The following is a 26,591-nucleotide window of genomic DNA, read 5'->3' as shown; positions in this document are numbered from 1 at the left end:
CCGAGCCCTGCGGCCGGCAGCGAGCCAGGCGAGCATGAGGGCGACTTGGTGCGGGGCTATCTTCGCATTCCCGGTTGAATGGGCGCGCCACGTCATGCGCAACCGACTATCGGGGCTCCACATGCCGATCACGCCGCGCGCCCCCTACCACGCCCCGCCCGGCGGATCGTGTGATCTAATGCTGTTCATGCATCCAGTAGACGCGCCAACCATCGTCGACCTGTTTGCCGGGGCAGGCGGCATCTCCGAGGGGTTCCGATTGGAGGGCTTCCGGGCGCTCGCCGCAAGCGACATCGACCCTGACGCCTGTGCGACCTACAAGTTGAACTTCCCCGGTGCGAAGGTTATTCATGGCGATGTCCGCAAGGAAGCCGTGGCACGGGAGATTCTGGAGGCGAGCCAGGGCGCGGATGTGGTCGTTGGCGGGCCTCCTTGCCAAGCCTTCTCCCAGGTTCGGAACCACATCCGCATCATTGATGACCCCCGCAACTCCCTCTACAAGGAGTTTGTCCACATCGTCTCCGAGGTCAGGCCGAAAGTGTTCCTGATGGAGAACGTCACCGGCATCGACCAGATGGGCTTCAGGGAGCAGATCGTCAGTGACCTGGAACTCGGCGGCGACTACGTGGTGATGCCTCAGGTGATAGACGCTGCGGACGTGGGGGTACCGCAGACTCGGAAGCGGCTTATCTTCATCGGCGTTCGCAGCTCGCTTGGATTGGCAGCGCCGAGCGTTGAGCAGTCGGGCATCACTCGCTCGCTTGCATTGCGCAGGCTGATGAAAAAGGGGGACCGAGGCTACAAGTATGTGCTCATGGCGGAGGCAGACTTGTTCACCTCCCACCTTGGGCGCGTGCTGGCGGACCCCATGGACATGACCGCAGTAACGGCCTCGCAAGCCATCTCCGACCTCCAGGTGCTTCGAGCGGGAGACCGTCTCGACCAGATCGACTACTCGAAGCTTCCCGCGCCGCAGTCCGCCTACCAGCAGTTCATGCGCGACGGGTCCCAAGGCATCCTCTCGAACGTACAGGTACCGCGTCTGATGGAGGACACAGCGCAGCGGCTCAGGGCCATTCCGCCGGGAGGCAATCATCGTGATCTTCCGGAGGCCCTGACGCAGCGCAACCTGACAGGCCAGAAGTGGGGGCAGGAGAACGGGTCGGGCAAGCTGTCCCGCCGGCACTTCTACGCATATCGGCGGCTGCATCCCGATGTCTGGTCGTGGACGCTGAACACAAAGGCGGACTCGGTGTACCACTACAAGGACGTGCGCGCCCTGTCTGTGCGCGAGTTCGCGCGCTTGCACTCCTTCCCTGACCGATTCGTGTTCACGACCGACTCACGCCCCGGACCCCTTGATGGCCGCCACGATGGGGGGGCGGCGCACTCACGGTACCGGCAAGTGGGCAACGCGGTCCCCCCATTGCTGGCGCGTGCCTGCGCCGCTGCTATACGCCGCTCAGTTTTCGACGCCTTGGCCGTAGAGAGTCTCCAGCGTGCTCTCAAGGCGGCCTGATCCACGGACGATGCCCGGCCCGAAAACCCCTGAGGAAGGCGTTGACCCGAATGGCGCCAGCGAGGAAGGCGGCGGGGCCGACGAGGCGAAGTTGATTCGAGCGGCATTCGGTGCCGCGAATCGCAACCGGCTGATTGGCCAGTTTCTGGATGCCTCGGCCGACCCTGCCTGGGTGTCGATCTACAAGCTGATCCTGTGGACCGACAAGACCACCGGCCTTGCCCACTGCTACGAGAGCGACAAGTGCCAGCCGGGCAAGAACTGGCACGCGCGGAACCTGCGCTTTCATGACTGGCTCGCTGCATCGCTTGGGTGCGAACCCGGCGAGGTCGTGGGCAACATAGACTGGCTGTTCCGCCGCGTGGCCGACGACTACGCGAATTACATGGTGCAGCGGTATCAGCAACTCCTTGAACGGGCAGCCCAGCAGCGAGCGCCTTACGTCGGCCGGGGCTTTCCCGAGCCCGGTGATGACCCCGAAATCGTTGCTCTAATCCGCCAGGAGCTTCGCGAGCACCTCACCGGCACGCCGACCCCGGACCAGTGGCGCACCTTGGCGATCAAGATCCGCGACCTGATCTCCGTTGAGAACAAGCGCAAGAACATCGTGGGTGAGGGATTCGAAGACGCGCTTGCAAACATCATTGCGCGGGCCGACGGGCAAGACCGTCTCAAGTTGTTCACGCGCAGCATCCTCCACGACATCCCGGGGTTCGCTAACCGGCGAGCGCACGAGAAGCCTGTGAAGGTTGATCTTGCGCTTGTGCGGGCCACCGATCAACACCGCATCATGGTCACCGCGAAGTGGAGCACCCGAGCAGATCGTGAGGAACAGATCAGAACGGACCACCAGAAATACATCGCTGCGGAATCACTGAGCGACACCTTCGAGTACGTCATGGTGACCAACGAGTTCGATCCGGCACGGCTGAAACGCGCATGCGAGTGGACTTCAGGCAACTCGAAGATGCTGCACCGGGTCGTCCACATCAGCCCTGCCGCACTGCGCGCGGTCTACGGTGACCGACCAGAAACCACGATGTCCGATGTCATCCGCTACATCGACAGCGGCAGGATCGTCTCCATTGACCACTGGATCGATGAACTGCTGGCCTCGCCACCCGCAGCCAGCAGCCGCGTCGGATAGGGTGCCGCCGCCGAGGCTGCACCGAACCATTGAACCGCAGAGCCGCTGCTGACCAAGGACGGCTTCCGACCGTCGTCGATCAAGTCCCACACACCCACACTCAGCGTCGTCGTCAGTCGCGTCGCTCTGCCTCTGGCGGCCGCGCCGCCGACATCGCCCGCTGCGCCTCGCTCTCCAATGCGATGGCCTGCGCGAAAGACGCCAACCCGATCTGGTGGAGCACCTTCTTGAACCGACCGGCCACCCCGGGCTGCAGGGCGGCCAGCCGGGCGGCCACGGTGTGCGCCTGCGCGGCCAGTTGCTCGGCGGGCACCACCTGCCACACCAGCCCCCAGGACTGCGCCTCGGCGGCGGTGAAGGCCTCGCCCAGCAGCATCAGCGCCTTGGCGCGGGCCAGACCGGCGCTGGCGGGCAGCGTGGCGCTGAGGCCGCCGGTGACGAAGACGCCGAGCGAGGCTTCGGGCAGTTTGAAGCGGGCGCTGTCGGCGGCGACGGCGATGTCGGCATCCAGCATCCACTCCAGCCCGGCGCCCACGGTCCAGCCGTGCACCGCGGCGACCACGGGCTGGGGCTGCTGGACGATGGCCTGGGACACGGCCTGGACCAGCACCAGGTCGTCCTCGGTGGGCGCGGCCGAGACATCGCGCCCAGCGCAAAAGGCCCGGCCGGCGCCCTGCAGCACCAGCACGCGGACGGCAGGATCGGCGGCGGCGGCCCGCAGTGCCTGCAGCAGCGCCTGCGCGAGCGGGTTGTCGATCGCGTTGAGCTTGTCGGGCCGGTTCAGGGTGAGCGTCATCACGCCGTCGGCGACGGCGCACAGCAGCCGCGGATCGGTCATGTCGGCGCCGTCACAGGTCCACCACCAACCGCGCGGTGCGCGAGCGCGACACGCAGGGCAGGAAACAGTGGCCGGCGGCCAGCTCGTCGTCGGTGAGGTAGGCGTCGCGGTGATCGGGTGTGCCGCCCAGCACGGTGGTCAGGCAGGTGCCGCAGATGCCCTGCTCGCAGGAGGTGGACACGGCCACGCCGGCGGCGTCCAGCGCCTGCACCGCGGTCTGGTCGGCAGCCACGGTGATCACGCGCTTGGTGCGCGCCAGCTCGATCTCGAAGGGGCCGTCGGCGCTGTGGTTGATGGCCGGCGGCGTGAACGACTCGCTGTGCCAGCGATCGTCCGACCAGCCGGCGGCCTGCACCGCGGCGCGCGCCCAGGCGATGTAGCCGGCAGGGCCGCAGGCGTAGGCGTGGGTGTCGGGGCTGGCAGCGCGCAGCACGGCGGCGATGTCCAGCGCGGTGGCCGGCTCGTCGTCCACGTGCACCACCACCTGCGCCGCCCAGGGCACGGCCGCCAGGTGCGCGGCCAGCGGCAGGCGGTCGCGGCTGCGCACGCTCAGGTGCAACTGGAAGGCGCGGCCGTCGGCATGCAGTTGCTCGGCCATGGCCAGCAGCGGTGTCAGGCCGATGCCGCCGCCCAGCAGCAGCGCGCCGCCGCTGGCGGCCAGCGGGAAGGCGTTGCGCGGGGCGGAAATGGTCAGCGTCTGCCCGGCCTGCAGCGCATGCACGCCCAGCGAGCCGCCGCGCGAGGTGGGCTCGCGCAACACCGCCAGGCGGTAGCGGCTGAGATCAGACGGCGCGCCGTAGAGCGAGTACTGGCGGATCAGGCCATCGCTCAGGTGCACGTCGATGTGCGCGCCAGCGGTGAAGGCGGGCAGCGGCTGGCCATCGGTGGCCTGCAGCTCGAGGGCGCAGACATCGGCGGTGACATCGGTCTTGGCGGCGATCAGGACGGTGAGCGTGGTCATGGCGGTGTGAGGGGGTAGGAGGTCAGAGCAGGCGGCCGTAGCGCACGCCGATCCAGGCATGTTCGCGCATCAGGGCCTCGACGCGGGCGCCTTCGCGCTGGCGCAGCGCGTCGAGCACCAGCTCATGATGGACCTGGGCGACACGGAGTTTGTCGTACTCGCGGTCGAGCGCGCCGATGTCCAGCGTGATCGAGTCGGCCGAGGCAAAGGGCAGGTGGTTGTTGCGGGCGATCGCGTCGGCGATCACCGGGCTGCCGGCCGCCGCCACCAGCGCGGCATGGAAGTCGCTGTTGAGCGCACCCCAGGCGGCCACGTCGGCCGGCACCAGGTGGCCCTTGGCCAGCAGCGCGCGGCCGCGCTGCACGGTCTCGTCCAGCGCGGCCAGCAGCGCGGCATCGGGCCCGCGTTCGGCGGCGCGGCGGGCGGCCAGGCCTTCCAGCGCGCCGCGCACCTCCACCGCGCACATCACGTCGTCGGTGGAAAAGGCGCGCACCACCAGGCCGCGCTTGCCGGTCTTGGTCAGCAGGCCTTCTTGTTCCAGGCTGCGCAGCGCCAGCCGCACCGGCGTGCGCGACACGCCCAGCGACTCGGCCAGCGCGTCTTCGGTGACGCGGGTGCCGGGCGGCAGCTCGCCACGGATGATGCGCTGGCGCAGCCGCGCCAGGACGCTGCCGCCTTCGGGCTCGTCGGCATCAATTGGATCCGAAACACTGTTCATATTGACGAATGATAGCTCATGGGCGCAAAATTGGATCCAATTTCAGCCAACACCCCTGGAGACAGCCCCGATGTTCCCGCTCAACGCCTGGTACGTGGTCGCCCGCCCCGACGAGATTGGATCCGACAAGCCGCTCGGCCGCCGCATCTGCAACCAGCCCATCGCCTTCTTTCGCAACAGCGAGGGCGTGATCGGCGCGGTGGAAGACTTTTGCCCGCACCGCGGCGTGCCGCTGTCGCTGGGCTTTGTGCGTGACGGCCACCTGGTCTGCGGCTACCACGGCCTGGCGATGGGCTGCAACGGCCGCACGGTCAGCATGCCCGGCCAGCGGGTCAAGGGCTTCCCGGCCATCCGCAGCTATCCGGTGGCCGAGCGCTACGGCTTTGTCTGGCTGTGGCCGGGCGACGCGGCCCTGGCCCAGGAAGAGGACATCCCGGTGCCCGCCTGGCATGGTCGCAGCGACTGGGCGGTGGGCGGCGGCCTGTTCAACATCCGCTGCGACTACCGGCTGCTGATCGACAACCTGATGGACCTGACGCACGAGACCTATGTGCATGCCACCAGCATCGGCCAGAAGGAGATCGACGAGGCGCCGGTGGCCACCCGCATGGTCGACGGCCTGGTGGTGACCGAGCGCCACATGGAGAAGATCAAGGCGCCGCCGTTCTGGCAGATGGCCATGGAGTCCAACGGCATGGACAAGACCGCCACGGTGGACCGTTGGCAGATCTGCCGCTTCCAGCCGCCCAGCAATGTGCTGATCGACGTGGGCGTGGCGCTGGAGGGCCACGGCGGCTTTGACGCGCCGGTGGACAAGAAGGCCTCGGCCATCGTGGTCGACTACATCACACCCGAGACCGACGGCAGCTGCTGGTACTTCTGGGGCATGGCGCGCCACTTCAAGGCCGACGACGCCGCGCTGACCGAGGCCATCCGCAGCGGCCAGCACGTGATCTTCAGCGAGGACCTGGAAATGCTGGAGCGCCAGCAGCAGAACCTGCAGGCCTGGCCCGATCGCGGCCTGCTCAAGCTCAACATCGACGGCGGCGGCGTGCAGGCGCGGCGCATCATCGACGAGCTGATCGCCCGCGAGCGCTCGCCTGCGGACCACTGACCGGGCGCGTGAGCGGCCAGACGAGGCGCACAGGCCCCGTGCGCTGCGGCATGGGTGGGATCGCAGCGCGGCCGCTGGCCGAGGCGCCTGTCTGACGACGTGGCCAAGACCTCCTGGTCACCACCATTTCTTCCTATGATGGTGGCCTCATCAGGACATGGCTGATCCTGACCGCAACGCCGCGCGAGCACAGGCCCGGAAGCCCGAACCACCATGACTGATGTGTCGACCCAGGCCACGGCCGCGCCCACGGCCCCGACCTTCTGGCAGGCCTTTGCCTACTGGCTGCGCCTGGGTTTTGTCAGCTTCGGTGGCCCGGCGGGGCAGATCGCGCTGATGCACGACGATCTGGTGGAGCGCAGGCGCTGGATCTCCGAGAAGCGCTACCTGCATGCGCTGAACTACTGCATGGTGCTGCCTGGGCCCGAAGCGCAGCAACTGGCCACCTACATCGGCTGGCTGATGCACCGCACCTGGGGCGGCATCGTCGCGGGGGGCCTGTTCGTGCTGCCCTCGCTGATCATCCTCATCGCCTTGTCGTGGATCTACCTGGCCTGGGGCCATGTGCCGGCCGTGGCCGGTGTCCTGTACGGCATCAAGCCTGCCGTGACCGCCATCGTGGTGTCGGCGGCCGTGCGCATCGGCTCACGGACCCTCAAGAACGGTCTGCTCTGGAGCATTGCCGCGGCAGCCTTTGTGGCGATCTTCGCGCTGGACCTGCCGTTCCCGCTGATCGTCGCCGTGGCGGGGCTGGTCGGCTACCTTGGCGGGCGCCTGTGGCCAGAGAAGTTCACGGTCGGCGGTGCTCATGGCCAGGCCGACCAGGCCCACCGCCCTGCCGTCATTGACGATGACACGCCCACGCCAGCGCATGCCCGCTTCAGTGGGGGACGCTTCTGGCGTGTGCTGCTGGTCAGCCTGGGGCTGTGGTCCCTGGGCATCGGCGGCATGACGCTGGCCCTGGGCTGGGACGCCGTGCTGACGCAGATGGCGTGGTTCTTCACCAAGGCCGCACTGCTGACCTTTGGCGGCGCGTACGCGGTATTGCCCTACGTGTACCAGGGCGCGGTCGAGCACTTCCAGTGGCTGAGCCCGACGCAGATGATCGACGGCCTGGCGCTGGGCGAGACCACCCCGGGCCCGTTGATCATGGTGGTGTCCTTCGTGGGCTTTGTGGGTGGCTGGACCCAGGCCCTGTTCGGTCCCGACGCGCTGCCGCTGGCCGGCATCGCGGCCGCGTGCGTCGTCACCTTTTTCACCTTCCTGCCGTCGTTCCTGTTCATCTTTGTCGGCGCGCCGTTCATCGAAACCACCCACGGCAAGCTGACATTCACCGCGCCGCTGACCGGCATCACCGCCGCTGTGGTCGGCGTCATCGTCAACCTGGCGGTGTTCTTCGCCTGGCATGTGCTGTGGCCCAAGGGCTGGGCAGCGGGCCTGGAGTGGCCGGCGGCCGTCATCGGCGCATTGGCCGCACTGGCGTTGCTGCGCCTGAAGGTCGGCGTGATCCCCGTGGTGCTGGGCTCCGGCCTGCTCGGACTGCTGTGGCAGCTGGCGCGTTGACTAAGCCAGGGCGCGTCCGATGAGGATCTTCTGGACCTCGGACGTGCCCTCGTAGATCTGACACACCCGCACGTCACGGTAGATGCGCTCGACCGGGAAGTCGCTGAGGTAGCCGTAGCCGCCGTGCACCTGGATCGCGGCTGAGCAGATGCGCTCGGCCATCTCGCTGGCGAAGAGCTTGGCCATCGCCGCCTCTTTCAGACAAGGCTGGCCGGCGTCCTTCAGGCTGGCGGCGTGCCAGATCAGCTGGCGCGCGGCCTCGATCTGGGTGGCCATGTCGGCCAGCTTGTGCTGCACCGCCTGGTGCTCGAAGATCGGCTGGCCGAAGGCCACGCGCTCCTTGCTGTAGCGCAGCGCGGCTTCAAAGGCCGCGCGCGCCATGCCCACGCTCTGGCTGGCGATGCCGATGCGGCCGCCTTCCAGCCCGCTGAGCGCGATCTTCAGGCCCAGGCCCTCGTCGGCCAGGCGGTTGGCGGCGGGCACGCGGCAGTTCTCGAAAACGATCTGCGCGGTGTCCGAGCTGTGCTGGCCCATCTTCTCCTCAACCCGCGCCACGATGTAGCCGGGCGTGGCGGTGGGCACCAGGAAGGCGCTGATGCCCTTCTTGCCCGCGGCCTTGTCGGTCACGGCCATCACGATGGCCACGTCGCCGTGCTTCCCGCTGGTGATGAACTGCTTGACGCCGTTGAGCACGTACTCGTCGCCATCCCGCGTGGCGGTGGTGCGCAGGCCGCCGGCCTCCGAGCCCACATGCGGCTCGGTCAGACAGAAGGCGCCCAGCATCTCGCCGCGCGCCAGCGGCTTGAGAAAGCGCTGCTTCTGGTCTTCGTTGCCAAAGGCCATCAGGATGGAACACACCGGGCAGTTGTTGACGCTGACCACGGTGGAGGTGCCGCCGTCGCCGGCCGCGATCTCTTCCAGGATCAGGCTCAGCGCCAGGTAATCCAGGCCGGCGCCGTCGTACTCGGGCGGCACGGCCACGCCGTAGCAGCCCAGCTCGGCCAGGCCGCGCAACTCATAGGCCGGGAAGTGGTGCTCCTTGTCCCAGCGCGCGGCGTTGGGGGCGATGCGGTCTTGCACATAGGCGCGTACGGCGTCCTGCACGGCACGGTGGTCGTCGCTGAGCAGCATGGGGGTGTCTCCGTGGTTCTGGGTAAGCGCGTCACCAGGGCAGGGCCTGGCCGTCCTGGTCAAAGAAGCGGCCGTGGTCGGCCGGGGTCAGTTCGGCCAGCACCGCGCGCAGGCCGGTGGCGCTCTGCTCGACCGAGAGGTCGGCGCCCTCGCCACCCATGTCGGTGCGCACCCAGCCGGGATGCAGGGCCACGCACAGCGCGCGCCCGTCCAGCGCAAAGGCCAGATCACGCAAGACCGAGTTGGCCGCCGCCTTGCTGGCGCGGTAGAGCCAGCCCTGGCCATTGGTGCGCGCACCGATCGAGCCCATGCGCGAGGTGATGATGCCCAGCCGGGCCTGCGGCGCCAGCGCATCCACCAACTGCGGCACCACCTGCATCGGGCCCAGCACATTGGTGCGCATGACCTGGTCGAAGTCGTCGCGGCCGGGCGCCTGCAGCGCGCTCAGGGCCTTCGGGCCGTAAACGCCCGCATTGATCACCACGGTGTCGAAGGCCTCGCCATCGATCTGCCAGGCCAGGCCGGCGACGCTGGCCAGCTCGGTCACGTCGATGCGCAGTGCCTTGGCGCCCAGCGCCTGCAGACGCGCCAGACCCGCGTCGTCGCGCGCGGTGGCCACCACCGCAGCGCCCTGGGCACGGTACTGGCGCACCAGCTCCAGACCGATGCCGCGCGAGGCGCCCACCACCAGCACCGACTCGGCCACCGACCGGGACATCTCAGGCCCCCCGCGCACTGGCGCCGCGCAGCACGCGCTGCGCCGCCACCACGCCCAGCACACCCAGCGTCAGGCCGTAGACCACCCATTTCAGCTGCGTCAGCGCGCTGGCAGCCTGGACCAGGCCGGCGCTGGCGTTGTCCTGCAGCATCAGGTACCACAGCATCAGGTTCTCCAGCGTGTCCACCGCCGCAGCCAGCAGGCCCATGCGGGCCAGGCGCGGCGCACCCATGGTGCACAGGCTGCCGGCCAGCAGCGCGCCCAGCACCACCGGCAGCAGCAGGTCCAGCAGGCGGTAGCGCAGGTAGGCGCGGTACTGCAGCGTGTCCATGCCGGCCATCACCGCCAGCGCCTGGCCGGGGTCGTAGCCGTCGATGCGCTCATCAAAGGGTCGCTGCAGCACGGTGGCGCCGAAGCCGGCGTCGGCCCCGCTCCAGCGCAGCGCGGCCAGCAGACCCAGGCTCAGCAGCAGCAGGATCACCAGGGTGCGGCCATGCACCAGCGTCGGGTGGCAACGGCCGGAGCGCGGGTCGCGGATCATGGCTGTCGGCGGACCAGTCCGCTCACAGCATCTCGACGGCCAGCGCGGTGGCCTCGCCGCCGCCAATGCACAGCGAGGCCATGCCGCGCCGCTTGCCCTGCTGGCGCAGCGCACCCAGCAGCGTGACGACAATGCGCGCGCCCGAGGCGCCGATCGGGTGGCCCAGCGCGCAGGCACCGCCGTGGACGTTGACGATCTCGTGCGGCAGCTGGAACTCGTGCATCGCCGCCATCGTGACCGCCGCAAAGGCCTCGTTGACCTCCCACAGATCGACCTGCTGGGCGGTCCAGCCGGCCTTCTTCAGCGCCTTCTCGATCGCGCCGGCGGGCGCGGTGGCAAACCACTCGGGGGCCTGCGCATGCACCGCATGCGCGACGATGCGGGCCAGCGGGGTCACGCCCATCGCACGGGCGGTGCTCTCGCGCATCAGCACCAGCGCGGCGGCGCCGTCGGAGATGCTGCTGGCGTTGGCGGCGGTGATCGTGCCGTCCTTCTTGAAGGCCGGCTTGAGGCCGGCGATCTTGTCGAGCTTGGCCTTGAAGGGCTGCTCGTCGTGCCTGACCAGCACCTCGCCGCCCTTGCCCGGCAGCGTCACCGGGGCGATCTCCCAGTCGAAGCGGCCGTCCTCGTTGGCGGCCTTGGCGCGGGTGGTGGAGGCGATCGCGTAGGCGTCCTGCGCCTCGCGGGTGAACCCATACTTGGCCACACAGGCCTCGGCGAACACGCCCATGGCCTTGCCGCGCTCGTAGGCGTCCTCCAGGCCGTCCATGGCCATGTGGTCGAACAGCTGCGCAGCGCCGTACTTCACGCCCTTGCGCGCGAACATCAGGTGCGGCGCGTTGGTCATGCTCTCCATGCCGCCGGCCACCATCACGGTGGCCGAGCCGGCGGCCAGCATGTCGTGCGCAAACATCATGGCCCGCATGCCGGAGCCGCACATCTTGCTCAGCGTGACCGCACCGGCACTCTGCGGCAGACCAGCCCGCAGCACCGCCTGGCGCGCCGGAGCCTGGCCCTGGCCGGCCATCAGGCAGTTGCCCATCAGCACTTCATCCACCGCGTCACCGGGCACGCCGGCGCGCTCGACGGCGGCGCGGATGGCCACGCCGCCCAGCTCCCAGGCTGCCAGGCTGGTGAAGTCGCCCAGCAGGCCCCCGATGGGCGTGCGGGCCACAGAGGCGATGACGATCGGATCGGTCATGGACAGGTCTCCTGGTTCAGCTGCGTGGCGGTCAGGCAGCGTGGTAGCGGGTGATGATGCCGGCAAGAGCGGCGCGGTAGGCCGGTGCCACCTGCTCGGCGGCGGCGGCGGTGATGCGCAGGTCTTCCAGCAGGCCGTTGTGCAGGCCGTAGACCCAGCCATGCACCACCACCTCCTGGCCGCGGGCCCAGGCGTCCTGGACCACGGTGGTGTCGCACACATTGCGCGCCTGCTCCAGCACGTTGAGCTCGCACAGCGCGTTCAGTCGCTGCTCGGGTGCAACGCGTTCGAGCAGCGCCTCGTGCTTGCAACGCACGTCCTTGACGTGGCGGATCCAATTGTCCACCAGGCCCAGGCGCAGGTCGTTCAGCGCGGCGCGCACGCCGCCGCAGCTGCTGTGGCCGACGACGATGATGTGCTGGACCTTCAGGCCCTCGACCGCGAACTGGATCACCGACAGCGCATTGAGATCGGAATGGGCCACGACATTGGCCACATTGCGGTGCACGAAGAGCTCGCCCGGCAGCAGGTCGACCAGCTCGTTGGCGGGCACGCGGCTGTCGGCGCAGCCGATCCACAGGTACTGCGGGGTCTGCTGCTCCAGCAGCTTGCTGAAGAAGCCGGGCTCGCGCTGCTCGGTGCGGCGCGCCCATTCGCGGTTGCTGTCGAACAGCTCGGTCAGCTGGGTGCTCACGATCGACGACTCCGGGGGACGATGACGACAACCATGCTGCATCGCAACACGGCGGGACGGCAGTGTACGCAGCGCGGGAATTGACCGCCATCAAGCCACACACCCCGGCGGGCCATCGGCGACCGACCCCGGGATGCTTCAGATGATTGACGTTAACGTCAACGTCAATTGTAGTGCGGTCTCAGCGCCGCTTGCGCAGCAAGGTGCGGCAACGCGATTCGTGCTGGCCGATCTCGGCCAGCGTGACCTGGATGTCCTCGAGCTGCTGCTCGAGCTGGCGGCGGTGCTCGGAGAGCACGCCCAGGAAGGCTTCGAGCTGTGGCCGGTCATCGGTGCCGGAGTCGTACATGTCGACCAGTTGCTTGATCTCGAGCAGCGACAGGCCCAGGCGCTTGCCGCGCAGCGTGAGCTTCAGCCGGGTGCGGTCGCGGTGGGTGTAGACGCGGTTGCGGCCGCTGCGGGCCGGCTCCAGCAGGCCGACGTCCTCGTAGAAACGGATGGCGCGGGGCGTGATGTCGAACTCCTGCGCCAGCTCGGTGATCGTGAAGGTCGGGCTGCCCGGCTCGTCGGCGGGGGCCCGGGGGCGGGCGGCGGGGGCGGGGCGGGCTGGACTCATCAGGGCGGATTGACGTTCACGTCAACGGAAGTCTAGCCCATGCGTCTGGACGCGACCGGGCAAAAAAAAACGCCGATGGGGTGACCATCGGCGTTGATGTGTGGTGTCACACGATCCTCCCTGGACCTCGCCCGCTCGTGGAGAGCTGATGACAGCGAATCAGGGGTGACTGTGCCAAGACATGCTGCGCTGCGCCATCCCTCTTTGGGGGGATGCGCAGCGCAAGGTCCGCCTCACAGCGGCGGCAGGACCTCGGCGCGCAGGCTGCCACGCACCTGTTCATAGTCGGGGACGACCGAGCGCACCACGTCCCAGAAGGCGGGGCTGTGGTTCATCTCGCGCAGATGGGCCAGCTCGTGGGCGACCACATAGTCGATCACCGGCAGACCGAAATGGATCAGGCGCCAGTTCAGCCGCACCGAGCCATCGTGCGAGGCGCTGCCCCAGCGCGTCTGGGCCGCACTGAGCGACAGCCGGCGCACCGTCACGCCCAGGCGCTGGGCGAAATGGGCGCAGCGCTCCTCGAAGATGCGGCGGGCCTGGCGCTGCAGCCAGCTCTGCACCAGGTCGCGGATCTGCGCCGGCTCGGCCTGCTGCGGCAGGCCCAGGTGCAGGGTCAGGCGCGGCACGCCAGGCAGCGCCTGGCCGTCGGTGTTGAGCTGGGCGCCGGCCACGCGGGGATCCAGCACCAGGATCACCGTCTCGCCCAGAAAGGGCAGACCGGCGCCGTCGCGCCACTCCACCCGCGCCGCCTCGACGCGGCGGCGGCGGTCGCGCTGCTCGGCCAGCTTGCGCAGGATCCAGATGGATTTCTCGCGCAGCGCCGATTCGATCTCACCGAAGGACACCCAGCGCGGTGCGCTGACCACCAGGCCGTCGCCGTCAACGATGAAACCGATGGTCTTGCGGCGGGCGCGGCGCAACTGGTAGGCCACCAGACAGTCACCCAGGCGCAGGCTGCGGTCGGCCTGGGGGTGGCGGTAGTCGGCGCTGGGTCCCGCGGCGGGTGCGGCGGCCACCGGCGTGGGCCCAGGCACGGGTCGGTCGGCCGGCGGCGCGGCGGCGAATGCGCCGGTCGCCCCTGCCGCACCGGGCGCAGGTGCCGGTGCAGGGGCGTCGAACAGCGACAGCTGCCAGGCGTCGGCCATCGGGGTGGACATGGCCGGCGATTCTAAGGCGGGGCTCAGGCGGCGTAGGCCTCGGGGTCGATGCGGCGCATCTCGGCCTCGATCCAGGTTTCCACCTCGCGCATCAGTTCTTCCGGCCGGCGACCCTCGACCGGGATCGGCCGGCCGATCGACACCTCGATCACGCCCGGGCGCAGCAGAAAGCTCTTGCGCGGCCAGCAGCGCGCCGAGGCCACCGCGATCGGCACGATCGGCACGCCGGTGGTGATGGCCAGGCGGCTGGCGCCGGTCTTGTACTCGCCCTGGCTGCCGCGCGGCGTGCGGGTGCCCTCGGGGAACATGATGACCCAGCTGCCCTTGCCCATGATGCGCTGACCCTGCTCGGCCACCTTGCGCCAGGCCTCGGAGCGGCGGCTGCGGTCGATGTGGATCATGTCCAGGCTGCCGATCGCCCAGCCGAAGAACGGGATCCACAGCAGCTCGCGCTTGAAGACATAGGCCAGCGGGTGCGGCATCAGCATCGGGAAGGCAAAGGTCTCCCAGGTGCTCTGGTGTTTGGGCGCCAGCAGCACGGCAGCCCGGCCATCACTGGCGGGCGGCACGTTGTCCATGCCCTGCACGCGCCAGCGCACGCCGCAGATCCAGCGCGCCGCCCAGATCGCCTGGCGCAGCCAGCCGGCGCAGATCCAGTACAGCGTGGTGGAGCTGACGAACAGCGAGACCAGCACCACGAACGTGGCCCAGGGGATCACCGTCAGCACCAGCCAGACGAAGAACAGCGACGAGCGCAGCAGCCAGGACAGACGTTGCATGACAGGGATCAGGAAGAGGTGGGCGCGGCGCCGCCGCCCAGCAGGTGCTCGGCCAGCGCGGCCAGATCGGCATGCACCACGGTGCCGGGCACGGTCTGCTGCCATTGGGCCAGCTCGGCCTCGTGGACCAGTGCGGCGCGGCCAGTGCGCACCAGGTGCGGCCGGCAGCCGGCAGCCTGGGCGGCCTGAAGATCGCGCAGGGTGTCGGCCACCATCGGCACGGTGGCGAGGTCAACGCCATAGCGCTCGCCGATCTCGCGCATCATGCCAGGCAGGGGCTTGCGGCAGGCGCACTCGTCTTCGGGCGCGTGCGGGCAGAAGAAGACCGCATCGATGCGCCCGCCCTGCACCGCCAGCAGCTTCATCATGTGGCGGTGCACCGCGTTGACCGCGGCCATGTCGATCATGCCGCGGCCGATGCCGGCCTGGTTGGTGGCCACCACCACATGCCAGCCGGCATGGTTCAGGCGGGCCACGGCCTGCAGCGCCCCGGGCAGCGGCTCAAACTCGGCCGGATCCTTGACGTGGTCGTCGCGGAAGCGGTTGAGGATGCCGTCGCGGCCGATGATGATCAGCTTGGGCGCCTGCATGGTGGTGGCTCGTCAGGCGGCCAGGCGCGACAGGTCGGCCACGCGGTTCATCGCCTGGTGCAGGCGGTTCAGCAGCGCCTGGCGGTTGGCGCGCAGTGCGGCGTCGTCGGCATTGACCATCACGCCGTCGAAGAAGGCATCGACCGGCGCCTTCAGCGCGGCCAGCGCCTGGAGCGAGCCGGCGTAGTCGTGCTGCTCGAACAGGCGGTCAGCGGCAGGCTGCACCTGGGCGATCGCGGCGGCCAGGGCCTGCTCGGCGGGCTCTTGCAGCAGCGCCTCGGTGACCGCCGTGGGCAGCGCGCCCTCGATCTTCTTCAGGATGTTGCCCACGCGCTTGTTGGCCGCGGCCAGCGACGCGGCCTCGGGCAGCGCGGCGAAGGCGCGCACGGCCTCCAGGCGGCGCGGGATGTCGCCCAGGCGCTGCGGCGCCAGCGCCAGCACCGCATCCACCTCCTGGGCGCTGTAGCCCTGGTCGCGCAGCGAGACCGACAGGCGGTCGGCGAAGAAGCCGGCCAGCGCCTCGCTCGGGTCCTGGATCAACTCGCCGAAGCAGGGCACGGCGGCCTTGAGCAGCTCGGCCAGGTCCAGCGGCAGGTTCTTCTCGACCAGGATGCGGATCACGCCCAGCGCATGGCGGCGCAGCGCAAACGGGTCCTTGTCGCCGGTGGGCAGCTGGCCGATGCCGAACAGGCCGACCAGGGTTTCCAGCTTGTCGGCCAGCGCCACGACGGTGCCGCTGTGGTTGCGCGGCAGCGCGTCACCGGCAAAGCGCGGCTTGTAGTGGTCCTCGATGGCGATGGCCACACCGTCGCGCAGGCCCTCGGCGCGGGCGTAATAGCCACCCATGATGCCTTGCAGCTCGGGGAACTCGCCGACCATGTCGGTCAGCAGGTCGCACTTGGCCAGTGTGGCGGCCTCGCGCACCTTGGAGTCGAGCACGTCGAACTCGTCCTTGGCTTCCACCGTGAAGGGCACGGTGGCCATGCGCAGCTGGTTGACGATCGCGTGGCCGATCGCGCGCACGCGCTCCATGCGCTCGCCCTGGGTGCCCAGCTTGCCGTGGTAGACCACCTTGGCCAGGCCCGGCACGCGGTCTTCAAGCTTCTTCTTGCGGTCCTGGTCGAAGAAGAACTTGGCGTCGGCCAGGCGCGGGCGCACCACGCGCTCATTGCCCTGGATCACGGCGCTGGGGTCGGCCGGCGAGATGTTGCTGACGATCAGGAAGGTGTTGGTGAGCTTGCCGTGCCCATCCAGCAACGGAAAGTACTTCTGGTTGGCCTTCATCGTCAGGATCAGGCATTCCTGCGGCACACCGAGGAATTCCTGCTCGAAGTGGCAGGTCATCACATGGGGCTTCTCGACCAGCGCGGTGACTTCGTCCAGCAGGGCCTCATCCTCGATCGGCGTCAGGCCTTCCTTCGCAGCGGCGACAGTGAGCTGGCGCACGATCTCGGCGCGGCGCTCGTCGAAGCTGGCGATCACGGCGCCCTGCTCACGCAACTGCTGGGCGTAAGTGTCGGCGCTGGTGATGGCCAGCACCGGCGTCGCGGCTTCGAAGCGGTGACCCAGCGTCTCGCGGCCGGCGCTCAGGCCCAGGGCCTGCACCGGCACCAGCTGCTCGCCATGCAGCGCGATCAGGCGGTGCGCCGGGCGCACGAACTTGACGTCGCTCCAGCCATCGGCCTTCTGGTAGGTCATGACCTTGGGGATGGGCAGCTTGGCGACGGCCTCGTCCAGCGCCTTTTGCAGGCCCTCGGCCAGGCTGGCGCCGGGCACCAGGCTGTCGAGGAACAGGGCCTCGGCCTTGCCGTCGGGCAGCCGCTTGAGCTGCGGCACGACCGACGCGTCGGCGCCCACCGCAGCCAGCTTCTTCAGCAGCGCGGGGGTGGGCAGGCCATCGGCGGTGAGCGCCACCGCCACCGGCATCAGCTTGATCTGCTGCGCCTTGTCGGCGGCCTTGGCGGCCACGCCGACGACATGCACCGCCAGCCGGCGCGGCGACGCGAACGAGGTGACCGCGGCATCGGCCGCCGCCAGGCCCTGAGCCCTCAGGCTGCCGGCCAGCACCGACGAAAAGGCCTCGCCCAGTTTCTTCAGCGCCTTGGGCGGCAGCTCTTCGACGAACAGTTCAACAAGCAGGTTGGATACGCTCATGGTGTTCAGGCCGCTTCTTTCTTGGCGGCCTTTTCGGCCTTGGCTTGCAGTTCCGCAATCACTTCATCGGCCCAGGCCTTGGGGGCCATCGGGAAGCCCAGGCGGGCGCGGCTGTCGAGGTAGCTGGCCGCCACGCTGCGGGCCAGGTTGCGGATGCGGCCGATGTAGGCCGCCCGCTCGGTCACGCTGATCGCGCCGCGCGCGTCCAGCAGGTTGAAGGTGTGGGCCGCCTTGAGCACCTGCTCATAGGCCGGCAGCGCCAGTTGCGCCTGCATCAGCTGCTGCGCGTTGCCCTCATGGGCACCAAAGGCCTGCAGCAGGAACTCGACGTTGCTGTACTCGAAGTTGTAGGTGCTCTGCTCCACCTCGTTCTGGTGGTAGACGTCGCCGTACTTCAGCCCCGGGGCAAAGGTCAGGTCGTAGACGTTCTCCACGCCCTGCAGGTACATCGCCAGGCGCTCCAGGCCGTAGGTGATCTCGCCGGTGATGGGCTTGCAGTCGATGCCGCCCACCTGCTGGAAGTAGGTGAACTGGGTCACCTCCATGCCATTGAGCCAGACCTCCCAGCCCAGGCCCCAGGCGCCCAGCGTGGGGTTCTCCCAGTCGTCCTCGACGAAGCGCACGTCGTTCTTCTTCAGATCGAAGCCCAGCGCCTCCAGGCTGCCCAGGTAAAGCTCCAGGATGTTGGCCGGCGCCGGCTTGAGCACCACCTGGTACTGGTAGTAGTGCTGCAGGCGGTTGGGGTTCTGGCCATAGCGGCCGTCCTTGGGGCGGCGGCTGGGCTGCACATAGGCGGCCTTCCAGGGCTCGGGGCCCAGGGCGCGCAGGAAGGTGGCGGTGTGGCTGGTGCCCGCACCCACTTCCATGTCGTAGGGCTGCAGCAGGGCGCAGCCCTGGGCGTCCCAGTAGTCCTGGAGGCGGAGGATCAATTGCTGGAAGGTGAGCATCGGCCGGTCGCGCACCGCGCGCGTCAGACGCGGGCGGAGACTATCGTGAGGGGGAAACCTCAGATTCTACGGGGCGACCCGCGCCGCTCAGCGGCGGCGCACCGCCGGGGCCATCGCCCCGAACAGGGCCAGCGCCAGCACCCACAGTGGCCACAGGCCTGCGCGCGCCAGCCAGCGGGCATAAGGGGTGTCGCCCCGGCGGCCCTGCACGCTGGCGTCGAGCGTGCCCTCCTGCCAGGCCGGCAGGCGGTGGGTGACCACGCCGCGGTGGTCGATCACCGCGGTGGCACCGGTGTTGGTGGCGCGCACCAGCGGGCGTTGGAACTCCAGTGCGCGCAGACGCGAGAACTGCAGGTGCTGGTCCTGCACCATCCAGCGGCCGAACCAGGCCAGGTTGCTGGCATTGACCAGCACGGTGGCGGCCTGCGGGCCGACCACCGCGTCGGCAAAGTCCTCGCCGAACAGGTCTTCATAGCAGATCAGTGGCCGCACCCGCTGGCCAGCCACCGCGAATGCCGCGCTGTTGTGGCCGCTGGCCTGATCGCCCAGCGGGATGCGCATCAGCTCGACGAACCAGCGGAAACCCGGCGGGATGTACTCGCCAAAGGGCAGCAGGTGGCGCTTGCCGTATTCATAGTCCGGCCCGCTGCCGGCCTGCACGCCGACCATGGCATTGACGTAGCCATCGCGCTCGTTGCCGATGAAGGTGCCCACCAGTGCGGCGCGGCCCGGCTGACGGAACGGAGCGGTCAGCCCGGCCCAGTAGCCCTCGTCCAGCAGGTCGCGCGGCACCGGCAGCACCGACTCGGGCGTCACCACCAGCGCACCGCGCGCCGCATGCAGTTGCCGCTGCAAGGCCTGCATGTTGTCGTTGATGCGCGCGGGATCGAACTTCAGGTCCTGCGGCACCGCCGGTTGCAGCAGGCTGACCGTCAGCTCGCCGGCCGGCTCGGTGAACTGCTGAGGCAGCAGGTACAGCCCGCCCAGCAGCGCCACCGCCAGCAGGCGGTTGAGGCGCGCCTCGCTCCCCTGCCCCAGCACCACCAGCGCGGCCAGCAGCGCGGCCAAGGCCCCCATCGCGTAGACCCCGCCCCAGGGCGCCAGCATGGCCAGCAGGCCATCGGCATGCGCATATCCCGAAGCGATCCACGGAAAGCCGGTGAGGAACTGCGCCCGCGCCAGCTCGGCCAGCAGCCACAGGCCGGCAAAGCCCAGCGCATCGGCCAGCGGCCGACGGCTGCGCCAGCGCGCCCAGGCTGCCAGCGCCAGCGCCAGGTAGAGGGACAACGCCAGCGACAGCAGCAGCACCGCCACCGCCGCCAGCGGTGACGGCAAGCCGCCAAAGTCGTGCAGGCTGATATAGAGCCACCACAGGCCGCTGGTCAGCCAGGCGGTGCCGAAGGCCCAGCCGCGCGCAAAGGCCTGGGCCGGCGTGGCCGTCTGGACCAGGGCCACCAGCGCGACCACGGCCAGCACTTGCAGCCAGGGCAGATCCAGCGGCGCAAAGGCGGCGGTGTGCGCCACCCCGGCCAGCGCCGCCAGCGCCAGCGCGCCCGGGGCGCCCAGCCTCACGCGGCCGACCCGGCCTCGGCCGGCACGCGCCGCACCCGGAACCAGCGCACCGCGCCGCCACGGGTGAGCATCACGTTGAAGTCCAACCCGCCCAACACCACCGACTCGCCGCGCCGCGGCACCCGACCCAGCTCGTGGGCCAGCAAGCCGCCGATGGTGTCGAAGGCATCTTCGGGGAACTGCGCCGAAAAGGCCTCGTTGACGGTGCGGATGTCGGCATCGCCGGCCACCCGCAGGCTGCCATCGGCCAGGGTGTAGACGCCGCTGGCGGCGTCGGCCACGTCGAACTCGTCCTCGATCTCGCCGACGATCTCTTCCAGCACGTCCTCGATCGTCAGCAGGCCGGCGGTGGAGCCGAACTCGTCGATGACGATCGCCAGGTGGTTGCGGTTGGAGCGGAAGTCACGCAGCAACTCGTTCAGGCCCTTGCTTTCGGGCACGAACACGGCCGGCCGCAACAGCGTGCGCAGGTTCAGCTCGGGCGCGCGCTGCAGCTTCAGCAGATCCTTGGCCATCAGGATGCCGATGATGTTGTCGCGCGCGCCCTCCACCACCGGGAAGCGCGAGTGGCCGGTGTCGATCACCGCGGCCAGCAGCTCCTCGTAGGGGGCGTCAATGTCGAGCACGTCCATGCGGGGCTCGGCCACCATGACGTCGCCGGCGACCATGTCGGCCATGCGCAGCACCCCCTCGAGCATGGCGCGCGACTGCGGCTCGATCAGCTCGCGATGCTCGGCATCGGCCAGGGTCTCGATCAGTTCGGCCTTGGAGTCGGGCCCGGGGAGCACGAACTCCACCAGACGCTCAAAGAGGCCGCGCTTGTCAGCGGCGGCCGGACGACCTCCGCGCGGCGGTCGTGGGGAAGGCGGTTCGGACACAACGTGTGCCGGCAGTGGGAATGTGCCGAGAATACCCGATCCTTTTGACGGCGCTTGACAGCCCCGCCCCGACGGGCTCAGAGTGGCGGCCCCTTGAACCCCAGCGGCCCGCCCCCATCTGCCTGGGCTTGCCCACCCGACACCAGAGCGCCATGTCCAACGGCCTGATCCCCGCCACCATCCTGACCGGCTTCCTCGGCTCGGGCAAGACCACCCTGCTCAAGCGCGTGCTGACCGAGGCCCATGGCCAGAAGATCGCCGTCATCGAGAACGAGTTCGGCGAAGAGAACATCGACAACGACATCCTCGTCTCGGACACCAACGAGCAGGTGATCCAGATGAGCAACGGCTGCGTCTGCTGCACGATCCGCGAGGACCTGCGCTCCACGCTGGCCGACCTGGCGATGAAGCGCCGCCAGGGCAAGCTGCAGTTTGACCGGGTGGTGATCGAGACCACCGGCGTGGCCGACCCCGGCCCGGTGGCCCAGACCTTCTTCATGGACGACGAGGTGGCCGAGAGCTACCTGCTGGACTCGGTGCTGACCCTGGTGGACGCCAAGCACGCCGAGCAGCAGCTCAACGACCGCCAGGAAGCGCGCCGCCAGGTGGGCTTTGCCGACCAGATCTTCATCAGCAAGTCCGATTTGGTCGACGCCGAGGCCCTGGCCGCGCTGCAGCACCGCCTGAAGCACATGAACCCGCGCGCGCCGCAAAGCGCGGTGCACTTCGGCGAGGTGCCGATCGCCCAGGTCTTTGACCTCAAGGGCTTCAACCTCAACGCCAAGCTGGACATCGATCCCGATTTCCTGACCGAGGGCCACGGCCATGATCACCACCACGATCACGATCACGAGCACGGCGAGCACTGCGATCACCCCCACCACCACGCCCACGACGACGACGTGAAGAGCTTCGTCTTCCGCTCGGACAAGGCGCTGTCGCCGGCCAAGCTCGAGGATTTCCTGGGCGCCATCGTCCAGGTCTATGGCCCCAAGATGCTGCGCTACAAGGGCGTGCTGTGGCTCAAGGGCAGCGATCGCAAGGTGATTTTCCAGGGCGTGCACCAGCTGATGGGCTCCGACCTGGGCCCGAAATGGGCGCCCGGCGAGGCCAAGGGCAGCAAGATGGTCTTCATCGGCATCGATCTGCCGCGCGACATCCTGTTGCAGGGTCTGGAAGGCTGTGTGGCCTGATCTGGCAGATTCGCCACGGCTGTCAGCTGCGCTGAAGTGCCGGATCGCTACAATCCGCGCGCCCGAACGTGGCGGTTGCACCACATGCGCCGGGCCAACAGGGGTATAACAGCCCTCGATGTTCGAGCGACGTGGTGAGGAGACCGACGTGAGCAAGACCCCGGCCAAGAGCGCCAGCCCGGCAGCAGCCAAGAAGCCTGCTGCCAAGGCCCCGGCCGCCGCCAAGAAGGCTGCGGCCGAGCCGGCAGCGCCTGCTGTCCACCCCGGCGACCGAACCACCGCCCCGCCCGCCGTGTCGCGGGCGAGCTTCTCTGACCGTTTCTCGCCCAAGAAACCAGCCCCCCGGACCGACCCCGAACCGATGACTGCCCTCAAGCCCGCCGCCAAGGCGGACCCCAAGCTGGCCAATGCCTGGAAGACCAAGGCCGGCCGTGACCTGAGCGAGCCCGAGCTGCTGGCCATGCCCGACTCGGAGTACATGAACGACAAGCAGCTGGAGTTCTTCCGCGCCCGGCTGCAGGCGCTCAAGGACGACCTGCTGTCCAACGCCGGTGAGACCACCGAACACCTGCGCGAGGACACCTCCATCGTCCCCGATCCGGCCGACCGCGCCACGATCGAGGAAGAGCACGCGCTGGAGCTGCGCACCCGCGACCGCGAGCGCAAGCTGCTCAAGAAAATCAGCCAGTCGCTGGCGCGCATCGACGCAGGCGACTACGGCTACTGCGACGAGACCGGCGAGCCGATCGGCCTGGGCCGCCTGCTGGCCCGCCCGACTGCCACGCTGTCGCTGGAAGCCCAGCAGCGTCGCGAGCTCAAGCAGAAGATGTTCGGCGACTGAGCGCCGGGCAGAGCAGCAGTTCCAGGAGCGCCCACCATGGCCAGCCGCGAAGAAGGCAAGGGCGTGCTGAGCCGGGTGGTGCGGATGATGTCTGCCCCCACCCGGGAGCTGGTTGGCCTGGGTGCCGACAGCGGCGGCAGCCAGTTCGCCGAGGCTGAGAAGGCCGAGCTCAAGGCGATGATCGAGCGCAAGCGGCGCAACGACTTCGTCCGCAAGCGCGAGCTCAACATGCTGCGCCGCATCCGCCGCGAGGGCCTGACGCCCGAGCAGGCCGCGGCGCTGGACGCCTCGTCCAACATCGACGACTCCGAGGTCCGCCCCACCCAGCCGCCCGGTGGCGCCGACGTGGGCGTCAAGGCCAAGATCGACGCCATCGAGCAGCAAATGGTGGGCAGCGCGCCGCCGCTGCGCCCCACGCCGGCCCGGCCGGTCAGCGCCGGTGCCCGCCGGGTGGACACCGCCAGCCCCGATGGCGCGGCCACCATCCCCGCCGGCATGGTGGTGGACGGCATGGACGAGAACACCCGGCCGATGATGATGATGCCGGCCGACGAGGCCGCGCTGCGCTCGGCGCCCACGCTGACCGAGGCCGTCGCCCCGGCCCTGCAGGTGCGCCGTGGCGACACTTTGCCGCTGGTCGAAGTCTCCGAAGTGGTGCACGACCACGACCTGGACGAGGCGGTGATCGCCTTCGCCAACGCCGATTTCGCCCATGCCGAGCGCGCCCTGGTCACCCTGGTCGGCCCGGGCGGCGCTCGCCATGAGCATGCCGAGACCTGGCTGACCCTGTTCGACCTGTACCGCGCCACCGGCCAGATGCAGCGTTTCGAGACCCTGGTGGCTGAGTACGGCCATCGCTTCCAGACCTCGCCGCCGCAGTGGTACTCGCTGCCGCGCCTGGTGGCCGATGCCTCGCAGAGCGGCATGCTGGCGCCGCAGCCCAAGGACAGCGAGATCGGCTGGGTCTGCCCGCCCACGCTGGACAGCGCGGGCCTGACCGACCTGAGCAGCCGCTGCATGCAGCTGCCCCAGCCCTGGGTGCTGGACTGGACGGCACTGCAGCGCGTGCAGCCCGAGGCCGCGAACCAGCTGACTCGCCTGTGCCGGGAGTGGGCCCTGCAGCCGCTGCAGATGCGCTGGCTGGCCTCTGACCGGCTGTTCGCCGTGCTCGGCGAAGCAGCCCCGGTGGGTGTGCGCGACGCCGATCCGGGCTACTGGATGGCCCGCCTTGAGGCGCTGCGCCTGACCAACCGCCCCGACCAGTTCGACGAGGTGGCGATCGACTACTGCGTGACCTACGAGGTCTCGCCGCCCAGCTGGGAGCCCAGCCGCTGCGTCGCCCGCGTGGGCAGCTCGGCCGCCAACACCCGGGCATCCTCGCTGTCGGTGGTAGGCGACGCGGTCACCACCATCCAGGGCGGCGACAGCCACCATGGCGTGGCGGTCACCACGCTGGATCTGTCGGGCCAGCTCTCCGGCGACCTGGGCGTGGTGCTCAAGACGCTGGACGCCAAGCTGGGTGGCGCCCAGGTGGTGCGCATCTCCTGCGCGCTGCTGATCCGCGTCGACTTCATCGCCGCTGGCGACCTGCTGAACTGGATCATTGCCCGCAAGGGTGAAGGCCGGCACATCAGCTTCATCGAGGTCCACCGACTGGTGGCCGCGATGTTTGGCGCGATGGGCATCGGCGAGCACGCCCCCGTGCACCTGCGGCAGGCCTGACCCATTTGTCCCGGCGCCCCAGGGCGCCCTCACGCCCCATCCCCACCATGGATTCGTACCACGGTACCACCATCGTCAGCGTGCGCCGGCCGCTGCCCGACGGCCGCTGGCAGGTCGCCCTCGGCGGCGACGGCCAGGTCACGCTGGGCCACATCGTCGTCAAGGCCAGTGCGCGCAAGGTGCGCCGCCTGCACCACGACAAGGTGCTGGCCGGCTTTGCCGGCGCCACCGCCGACGCCTTCACGCTGTTCGAGCGCTTCGAGGACAAGCTGTCCAAGCACGGCGGCCACCTGGTGCGCGCCGCCATCGAGCTGACGCGCGACTGGCGCACCGACAAGGTCCTGCGCAACCTCGAGGCCATGCTGGCGGTGGCCGACCGCGAGGCCTCGCTGATCATCACCGGCAATGGCGATGTGCTCGAGCCCGAACGCGGCCTGGTGGCCATCGGCTCGGGCGGCGCCTATGCGCAGGCGGCGGCGATGGCGCTGCTGGACCACACCACACTGGACGCCGCGCAGATCGTCAAGCAGGCGCTGGAGATTGCCGGAACGATCTGCATCTACACCAACCAGCACCACACGATCGAGGTGATTGAATGAGTCGCGCACGGTCCTGGCCGCAGGTGGCTGCGCCCAGCGCCAGGAGGACCCCATGACGATGACGCCCAAGGAGATCGTCTCCGAACTGGACCGCCACATCGTCGGCCAGCAGGCGGCCAAGCGGGCGGTGGCGATCGCACTGCGCAACCGCTGGCGGCGCCAGCAGGTGGACGAGAAGCTGCGCGCCGAGATCACGCCCAAGAACATCCTGATGATCGGCCCCACCGGCGTGGGCAAGACCGAGATTGCGCGCCGCCTGGCGCGGCTGGCCGATGCGCCCTTCGTCAAGGTCGAGGCCACCAAGTTCACCGAAGTGGGCTATGTCGGCAAGGACGTCGACACCATCGTGCGCGATTTGGTCGAGGTGGCGGTCAAGCAGGAGCGCGAGGCCGCGCTCAAACGCGCCCGTCTGCGCGCCGAGGACGCCGCCGAGGACCGCATCCTCGATGTCCTGGTGCCGCCGCCGCGGGGCGGCAGCGAGCTGGGCTTTGCGGCCCCGGCGCCGGCCCCCGACAACACCGCCCGCCAGGTCATGCGCAAGCGCCTGCGCGAGGGCGCGCTGAACGACAAGGAGATCGAGCTGGAGCTGGCCGAGCCACGGCCCAACGTCGACATCATGGCCCCCGCCGGCATGGAGGACATGGCCGAGCAGCTCAAGGGCCTGTTCGGCCAGATGGGTGCCGGGCGCAAAAGCACGCGCAAGCTGCGCATCCAGGACGCCCTGCGCCAGCTCACCGACGAGGAAGCCGCCAAGCTGGTCAACGAGGAGGAGATCCGCAGCCGCGCGGTGGCCAACGCCGAGCAGAACGGCATCGTCTTCATCGACGAGATCGACAAGGTCGCCGCGCGCGCCAACACCCAGGGCGCCGATGTCTCGCGCCAGGGCGTGCAGCGCGACCTGCTGCCGCTGGTGGAAGGCACCACGGTGCAGACCAAGCACGGCCTGGTGCGCACCGACCACGTGCTGTTCATCGCCTCGGGCGCCTTTCACCTGGCCAAGCCCAGCGACCTGATTCCCGAGCTGCAGGGGCGCTTTCCGATCCGGGTGGAGCTGCAGCCGCTGTCGGTCGAGGACTTCGAAGCCATCCTGGGCAGCACCCACGCCAACCTGATCCGCCAGTACCAGGCCTTGCTGGCCACCGAGGGCGTGACGCTGGAGATCGGCGCCGATGCGATCCGCCGGCTGGCCGAGGTGGCCTTCGAGGTGAACGAGCGCACCGAGAACATCGGCGCGCGCCGCCTGGCCACGGTGCTCGAGCGCCTGCTCGACGAGATCAGCTACGAGGCGCCGGACCGCAGTGGCCAGACCGTGAGCATCGATGCCGCCCTGGTCAGCGAGCGGCTGGGCGAGCTGGCGCGCAACCAGGACCTGTCGCGCTACATCTTGTGAGCGGC

25 protein-coding genes are annotated in these 26,591 nt (G+C 69.2%); 9 read left to right on the top strand and 16 right to left on the bottom strand.

The window, feature by feature from the left end; genetic code table 11:
* Positions 1 to 187 precede the first annotated feature (187 nt).
* Both KAK06_RS10235 and KAK06_RS10230 read left to right on the top strand, forming a co-directional pair.
* Positions 188 to 1,519: a DNA cytosine methyltransferase gene (locus tag KAK06_RS10235; protein ID WP_210801925.1), complete on the top strand. Its 1,332-nt coding sequence runs from the start codon at positions 188 to 190 to the stop codon at positions 1,517 to 1,519.
* A gap of 10 nt (positions 1,520 to 1,529) precedes the next feature.
* Entirely contained in the window at positions 1,530 to 2,666 is a 1,137-nt protein-coding gene (locus KAK06_RS10230) for a hypothetical protein (protein ID WP_210801923.1), read from the top strand.
* A 112-nt stretch (positions 2,667 to 2,778) separates the two neighbouring features.
* Here the strand turns inward: KAK06_RS10230 and KAK06_RS10225 are convergent, their stop codons facing one another.
* Genes KAK06_RS10225 through KAK06_RS10215 form a run of 3 tightly spaced genes read right to left on the bottom strand, consistent with a single transcriptional unit; the run spans position 2,779 to position 5,183 of the window.
* Positions 2,779 to 3,504, bottom strand: a complete 726-nt coding sequence (locus KAK06_RS10225; protein WP_210801921.1) for an enoyl-CoA hydratase/isomerase family protein — start codon at positions 3,502 to 3,504, stop codon at positions 2,779 to 2,781.
* A 10-nt stretch (positions 3,505 to 3,514) separates the two neighbouring features.
* A complete protein-coding gene (locus tag KAK06_RS10220; RefSeq protein ID WP_210801920.1) occupies positions 3,515 to 4,465 on the bottom strand; it encodes a PDR/VanB family oxidoreductase in 951 nt (316 codons plus the stop codon).
* A gap of 22 nt (positions 4,466 to 4,487) precedes the next feature.
* The gene (locus tag KAK06_RS10215) at positions 4,488 to 5,183 is read right to left on the bottom strand and encodes a GntR family transcriptional regulator (RefSeq protein WP_210801918.1); all 696 of its coding nucleotides are present in this window, start codon (positions 5,181 to 5,183) and stop codon (positions 4,488 to 4,490) included.
* Positions 5,184 to 5,253: 70 nt separating this feature from the next.
* Between KAK06_RS10215 and KAK06_RS10210 the strand changes: the two genes are divergently transcribed.
* Positions 5,254 to 6,297 (top strand): Rieske 2Fe-2S domain-containing protein, encoded by a 1,044-nt coding sequence (locus KAK06_RS10210; RefSeq protein ID WP_210801916.1) that lies wholly within the window; start codon positions 5,254 to 5,256, stop codon positions 6,295 to 6,297.
* A 213-nt stretch (positions 6,298 to 6,510) separates the two neighbouring features.
* Positions 6,511 to 7,860 (top strand): chromate efflux transporter, encoded by a 1,350-nt coding sequence (gene chrA / locus KAK06_RS10205; protein ID WP_210801915.1) that lies wholly within the window; start codon positions 6,511 to 6,513, stop codon positions 7,858 to 7,860.
* On the opposite strand, the gene KAK06_RS10200 is transcribed toward chrA, so the two are convergent.
* The 13 genes from KAK06_RS10200 to KAK06_RS10140 form a co-directional block, all read right to left on the bottom strand.
* Positions 7,861 to 8,991, bottom strand: a complete 1,131-nt coding sequence (locus KAK06_RS10200) for an acyl-CoA dehydrogenase family protein (protein WP_210801913.1) — start codon at positions 8,989 to 8,991, stop codon at positions 7,861 to 7,863. It abuts the gene before it with no gap.
* 31 nt (positions 8,992 to 9,022) lie between these two features.
* Positions 9,023 to 9,709, bottom strand: coding sequence for an SDR family oxidoreductase (locus KAK06_RS10195; RefSeq protein ID WP_210801911.1), 687 nt, complete (start codon positions 9,707 to 9,709; stop codon positions 9,023 to 9,025).
* 1 nt (position 9,710) lies between these two features.
* Complete coding sequence (locus KAK06_RS10190) at positions 9,711 to 10,250, bottom strand: hypothetical protein (protein WP_210801909.1); 540 nt, start codon at positions 10,248 to 10,250, stop codon at positions 9,711 to 9,713.
* A 22-nt stretch (positions 10,251 to 10,272) separates the two neighbouring features.
* A complete protein-coding gene (locus tag KAK06_RS10185) occupies positions 10,273 to 11,451 on the bottom strand; it encodes an acetyl-CoA C-acyltransferase (protein WP_210801907.1) in 1,179 nt (392 codons plus the stop codon).
* Between the two features lie 31 nt (positions 11,452 to 11,482).
* Positions 11,483 to 12,187 carry a carbonate dehydratase gene (can, locus tag KAK06_RS10180; RefSeq protein ID WP_247652770.1) on the bottom strand — a complete coding sequence of 235 codons (705 nt, stop codon included), beginning with the start codon at positions 12,185 to 12,187 and terminating at the stop codon, positions 11,483 to 11,485.
* 139 nt (positions 12,188 to 12,326) lie between these two features.
* Positions 12,327 to 12,761: a MerR family transcriptional regulator gene (locus KAK06_RS10175; protein ID WP_210801904.1), complete on the bottom strand. Its 435-nt coding sequence runs from the start codon at positions 12,759 to 12,761 to the stop codon at positions 12,327 to 12,329.
* A 233-nt stretch (positions 12,762 to 12,994) separates the two neighbouring features.
* A complete protein-coding gene (locus KAK06_RS10170) occupies positions 12,995 to 13,921 on the bottom strand; it encodes a M48 family metallopeptidase (RefSeq protein ID WP_210801902.1) in 927 nt (308 codons plus the stop codon).
* Positions 13,922 to 13,944: 23 nt separating this feature from the next.
* Positions 13,945 to 14,700, bottom strand: a complete 756-nt coding sequence (locus KAK06_RS10165) for a lysophospholipid acyltransferase family protein (RefSeq protein ID WP_210801900.1) — start codon at positions 14,698 to 14,700, stop codon at positions 13,945 to 13,947.
* Between the two features lie 8 nt (positions 14,701 to 14,708).
* Positions 14,709 to 15,290, bottom strand: a complete 582-nt coding sequence (gene gmhB, locus KAK06_RS10160; RefSeq protein WP_210801899.1) for a D-glycero-beta-D-manno-heptose 1,7-bisphosphate 7-phosphatase — start codon at positions 15,288 to 15,290, stop codon at positions 14,709 to 14,711.
* 12 nt (positions 15,291 to 15,302) lie between these two features.
* A complete protein-coding gene (gene glyS / locus KAK06_RS10155; RefSeq protein WP_210801897.1) occupies positions 15,303 to 17,444 on the bottom strand; it encodes a glycine--tRNA ligase subunit beta in 2,142 nt (713 codons plus the stop codon).
* Between the two features lie 5 nt (positions 17,445 to 17,449).
* Complete coding sequence (gene glyQ / locus KAK06_RS10150; protein ID WP_210801895.1) at positions 17,450 to 18,391, bottom strand: glycine--tRNA ligase subunit alpha; 942 nt, start codon at positions 18,389 to 18,391, stop codon at positions 17,450 to 17,452.
* Between the two features lie 87 nt (positions 18,392 to 18,478).
* Positions 18,479 to 19,963 (bottom strand): apolipoprotein N-acyltransferase, encoded by a 1,485-nt coding sequence (gene lnt, locus KAK06_RS10145; protein WP_310741063.1) that lies wholly within the window; start codon positions 19,961 to 19,963, stop codon positions 18,479 to 18,481.
* Positions 19,960 to 20,841 (bottom strand): CorC family transporter, encoded by an 882-nt coding sequence (locus tag KAK06_RS10140; RefSeq protein ID WP_210801893.1) that lies wholly within the window; start codon positions 20,839 to 20,841, stop codon positions 19,960 to 19,962. Before KAK06_RS10140 ends, lnt begins: the two co-directional genes overlap by 4 nt.
* Before the next feature lie 152 nt (positions 20,842 to 20,993).
* Between KAK06_RS10140 and KAK06_RS10135 the strand changes: the two genes are divergently transcribed.
* From KAK06_RS10135 to hslU, 5 genes are all read left to right on the top strand, one after another.
* Positions 20,994 to 22,034: a CobW family GTP-binding protein gene (locus tag KAK06_RS10135; RefSeq protein WP_210801887.1), complete on the top strand. Its 1,041-nt coding sequence runs from the start codon at positions 20,994 to 20,996 to the stop codon at positions 22,032 to 22,034.
* A gap of 148 nt (positions 22,035 to 22,182) precedes the next feature.
* A complete protein-coding gene (gene dksA / locus KAK06_RS10130) occupies positions 22,183 to 22,875 on the top strand; it encodes an RNA polymerase-binding protein DksA (RefSeq protein WP_375140885.1) in 693 nt (230 codons plus the stop codon).
* 36 nt (positions 22,876 to 22,911) lie between these two features.
* Entirely contained in the window at positions 22,912 to 24,597 is a 1,686-nt protein-coding gene (locus tag KAK06_RS10125) for an STAS domain-containing protein (protein WP_210801885.1), read from the top strand.
* Between the two features lie 47 nt (positions 24,598 to 24,644).
* Positions 24,645 to 25,196, top strand: coding sequence for an ATP-dependent protease subunit HslV (gene hslV, locus KAK06_RS10120; RefSeq protein ID WP_210801883.1), 552 nt, complete (start codon positions 24,645 to 24,647; stop codon positions 25,194 to 25,196).
* A gap of 52 nt (positions 25,197 to 25,248) precedes the next feature.
* Positions 25,249 to 26,586, top strand: coding sequence for an ATP-dependent protease ATPase subunit HslU (gene hslU, locus KAK06_RS10115; RefSeq protein WP_210801881.1), 1,338 nt, complete (start codon positions 25,249 to 25,251; stop codon positions 26,584 to 26,586).
* Positions 26,587 to 26,591: the final 5 nt, after the last annotated feature.

It is taken from the genome of Ideonella aquatica (assembly GCF_018069755.1).
In the GTDB taxonomy this organism is placed as follows: domain Bacteria; phylum Pseudomonadota; class Gammaproteobacteria; order Burkholderiales; family Burkholderiaceae_C; genus Ideonella; species Ideonella aquatica.
This window is presented reverse-complemented; position numbering and strand designations above follow the sequence as displayed.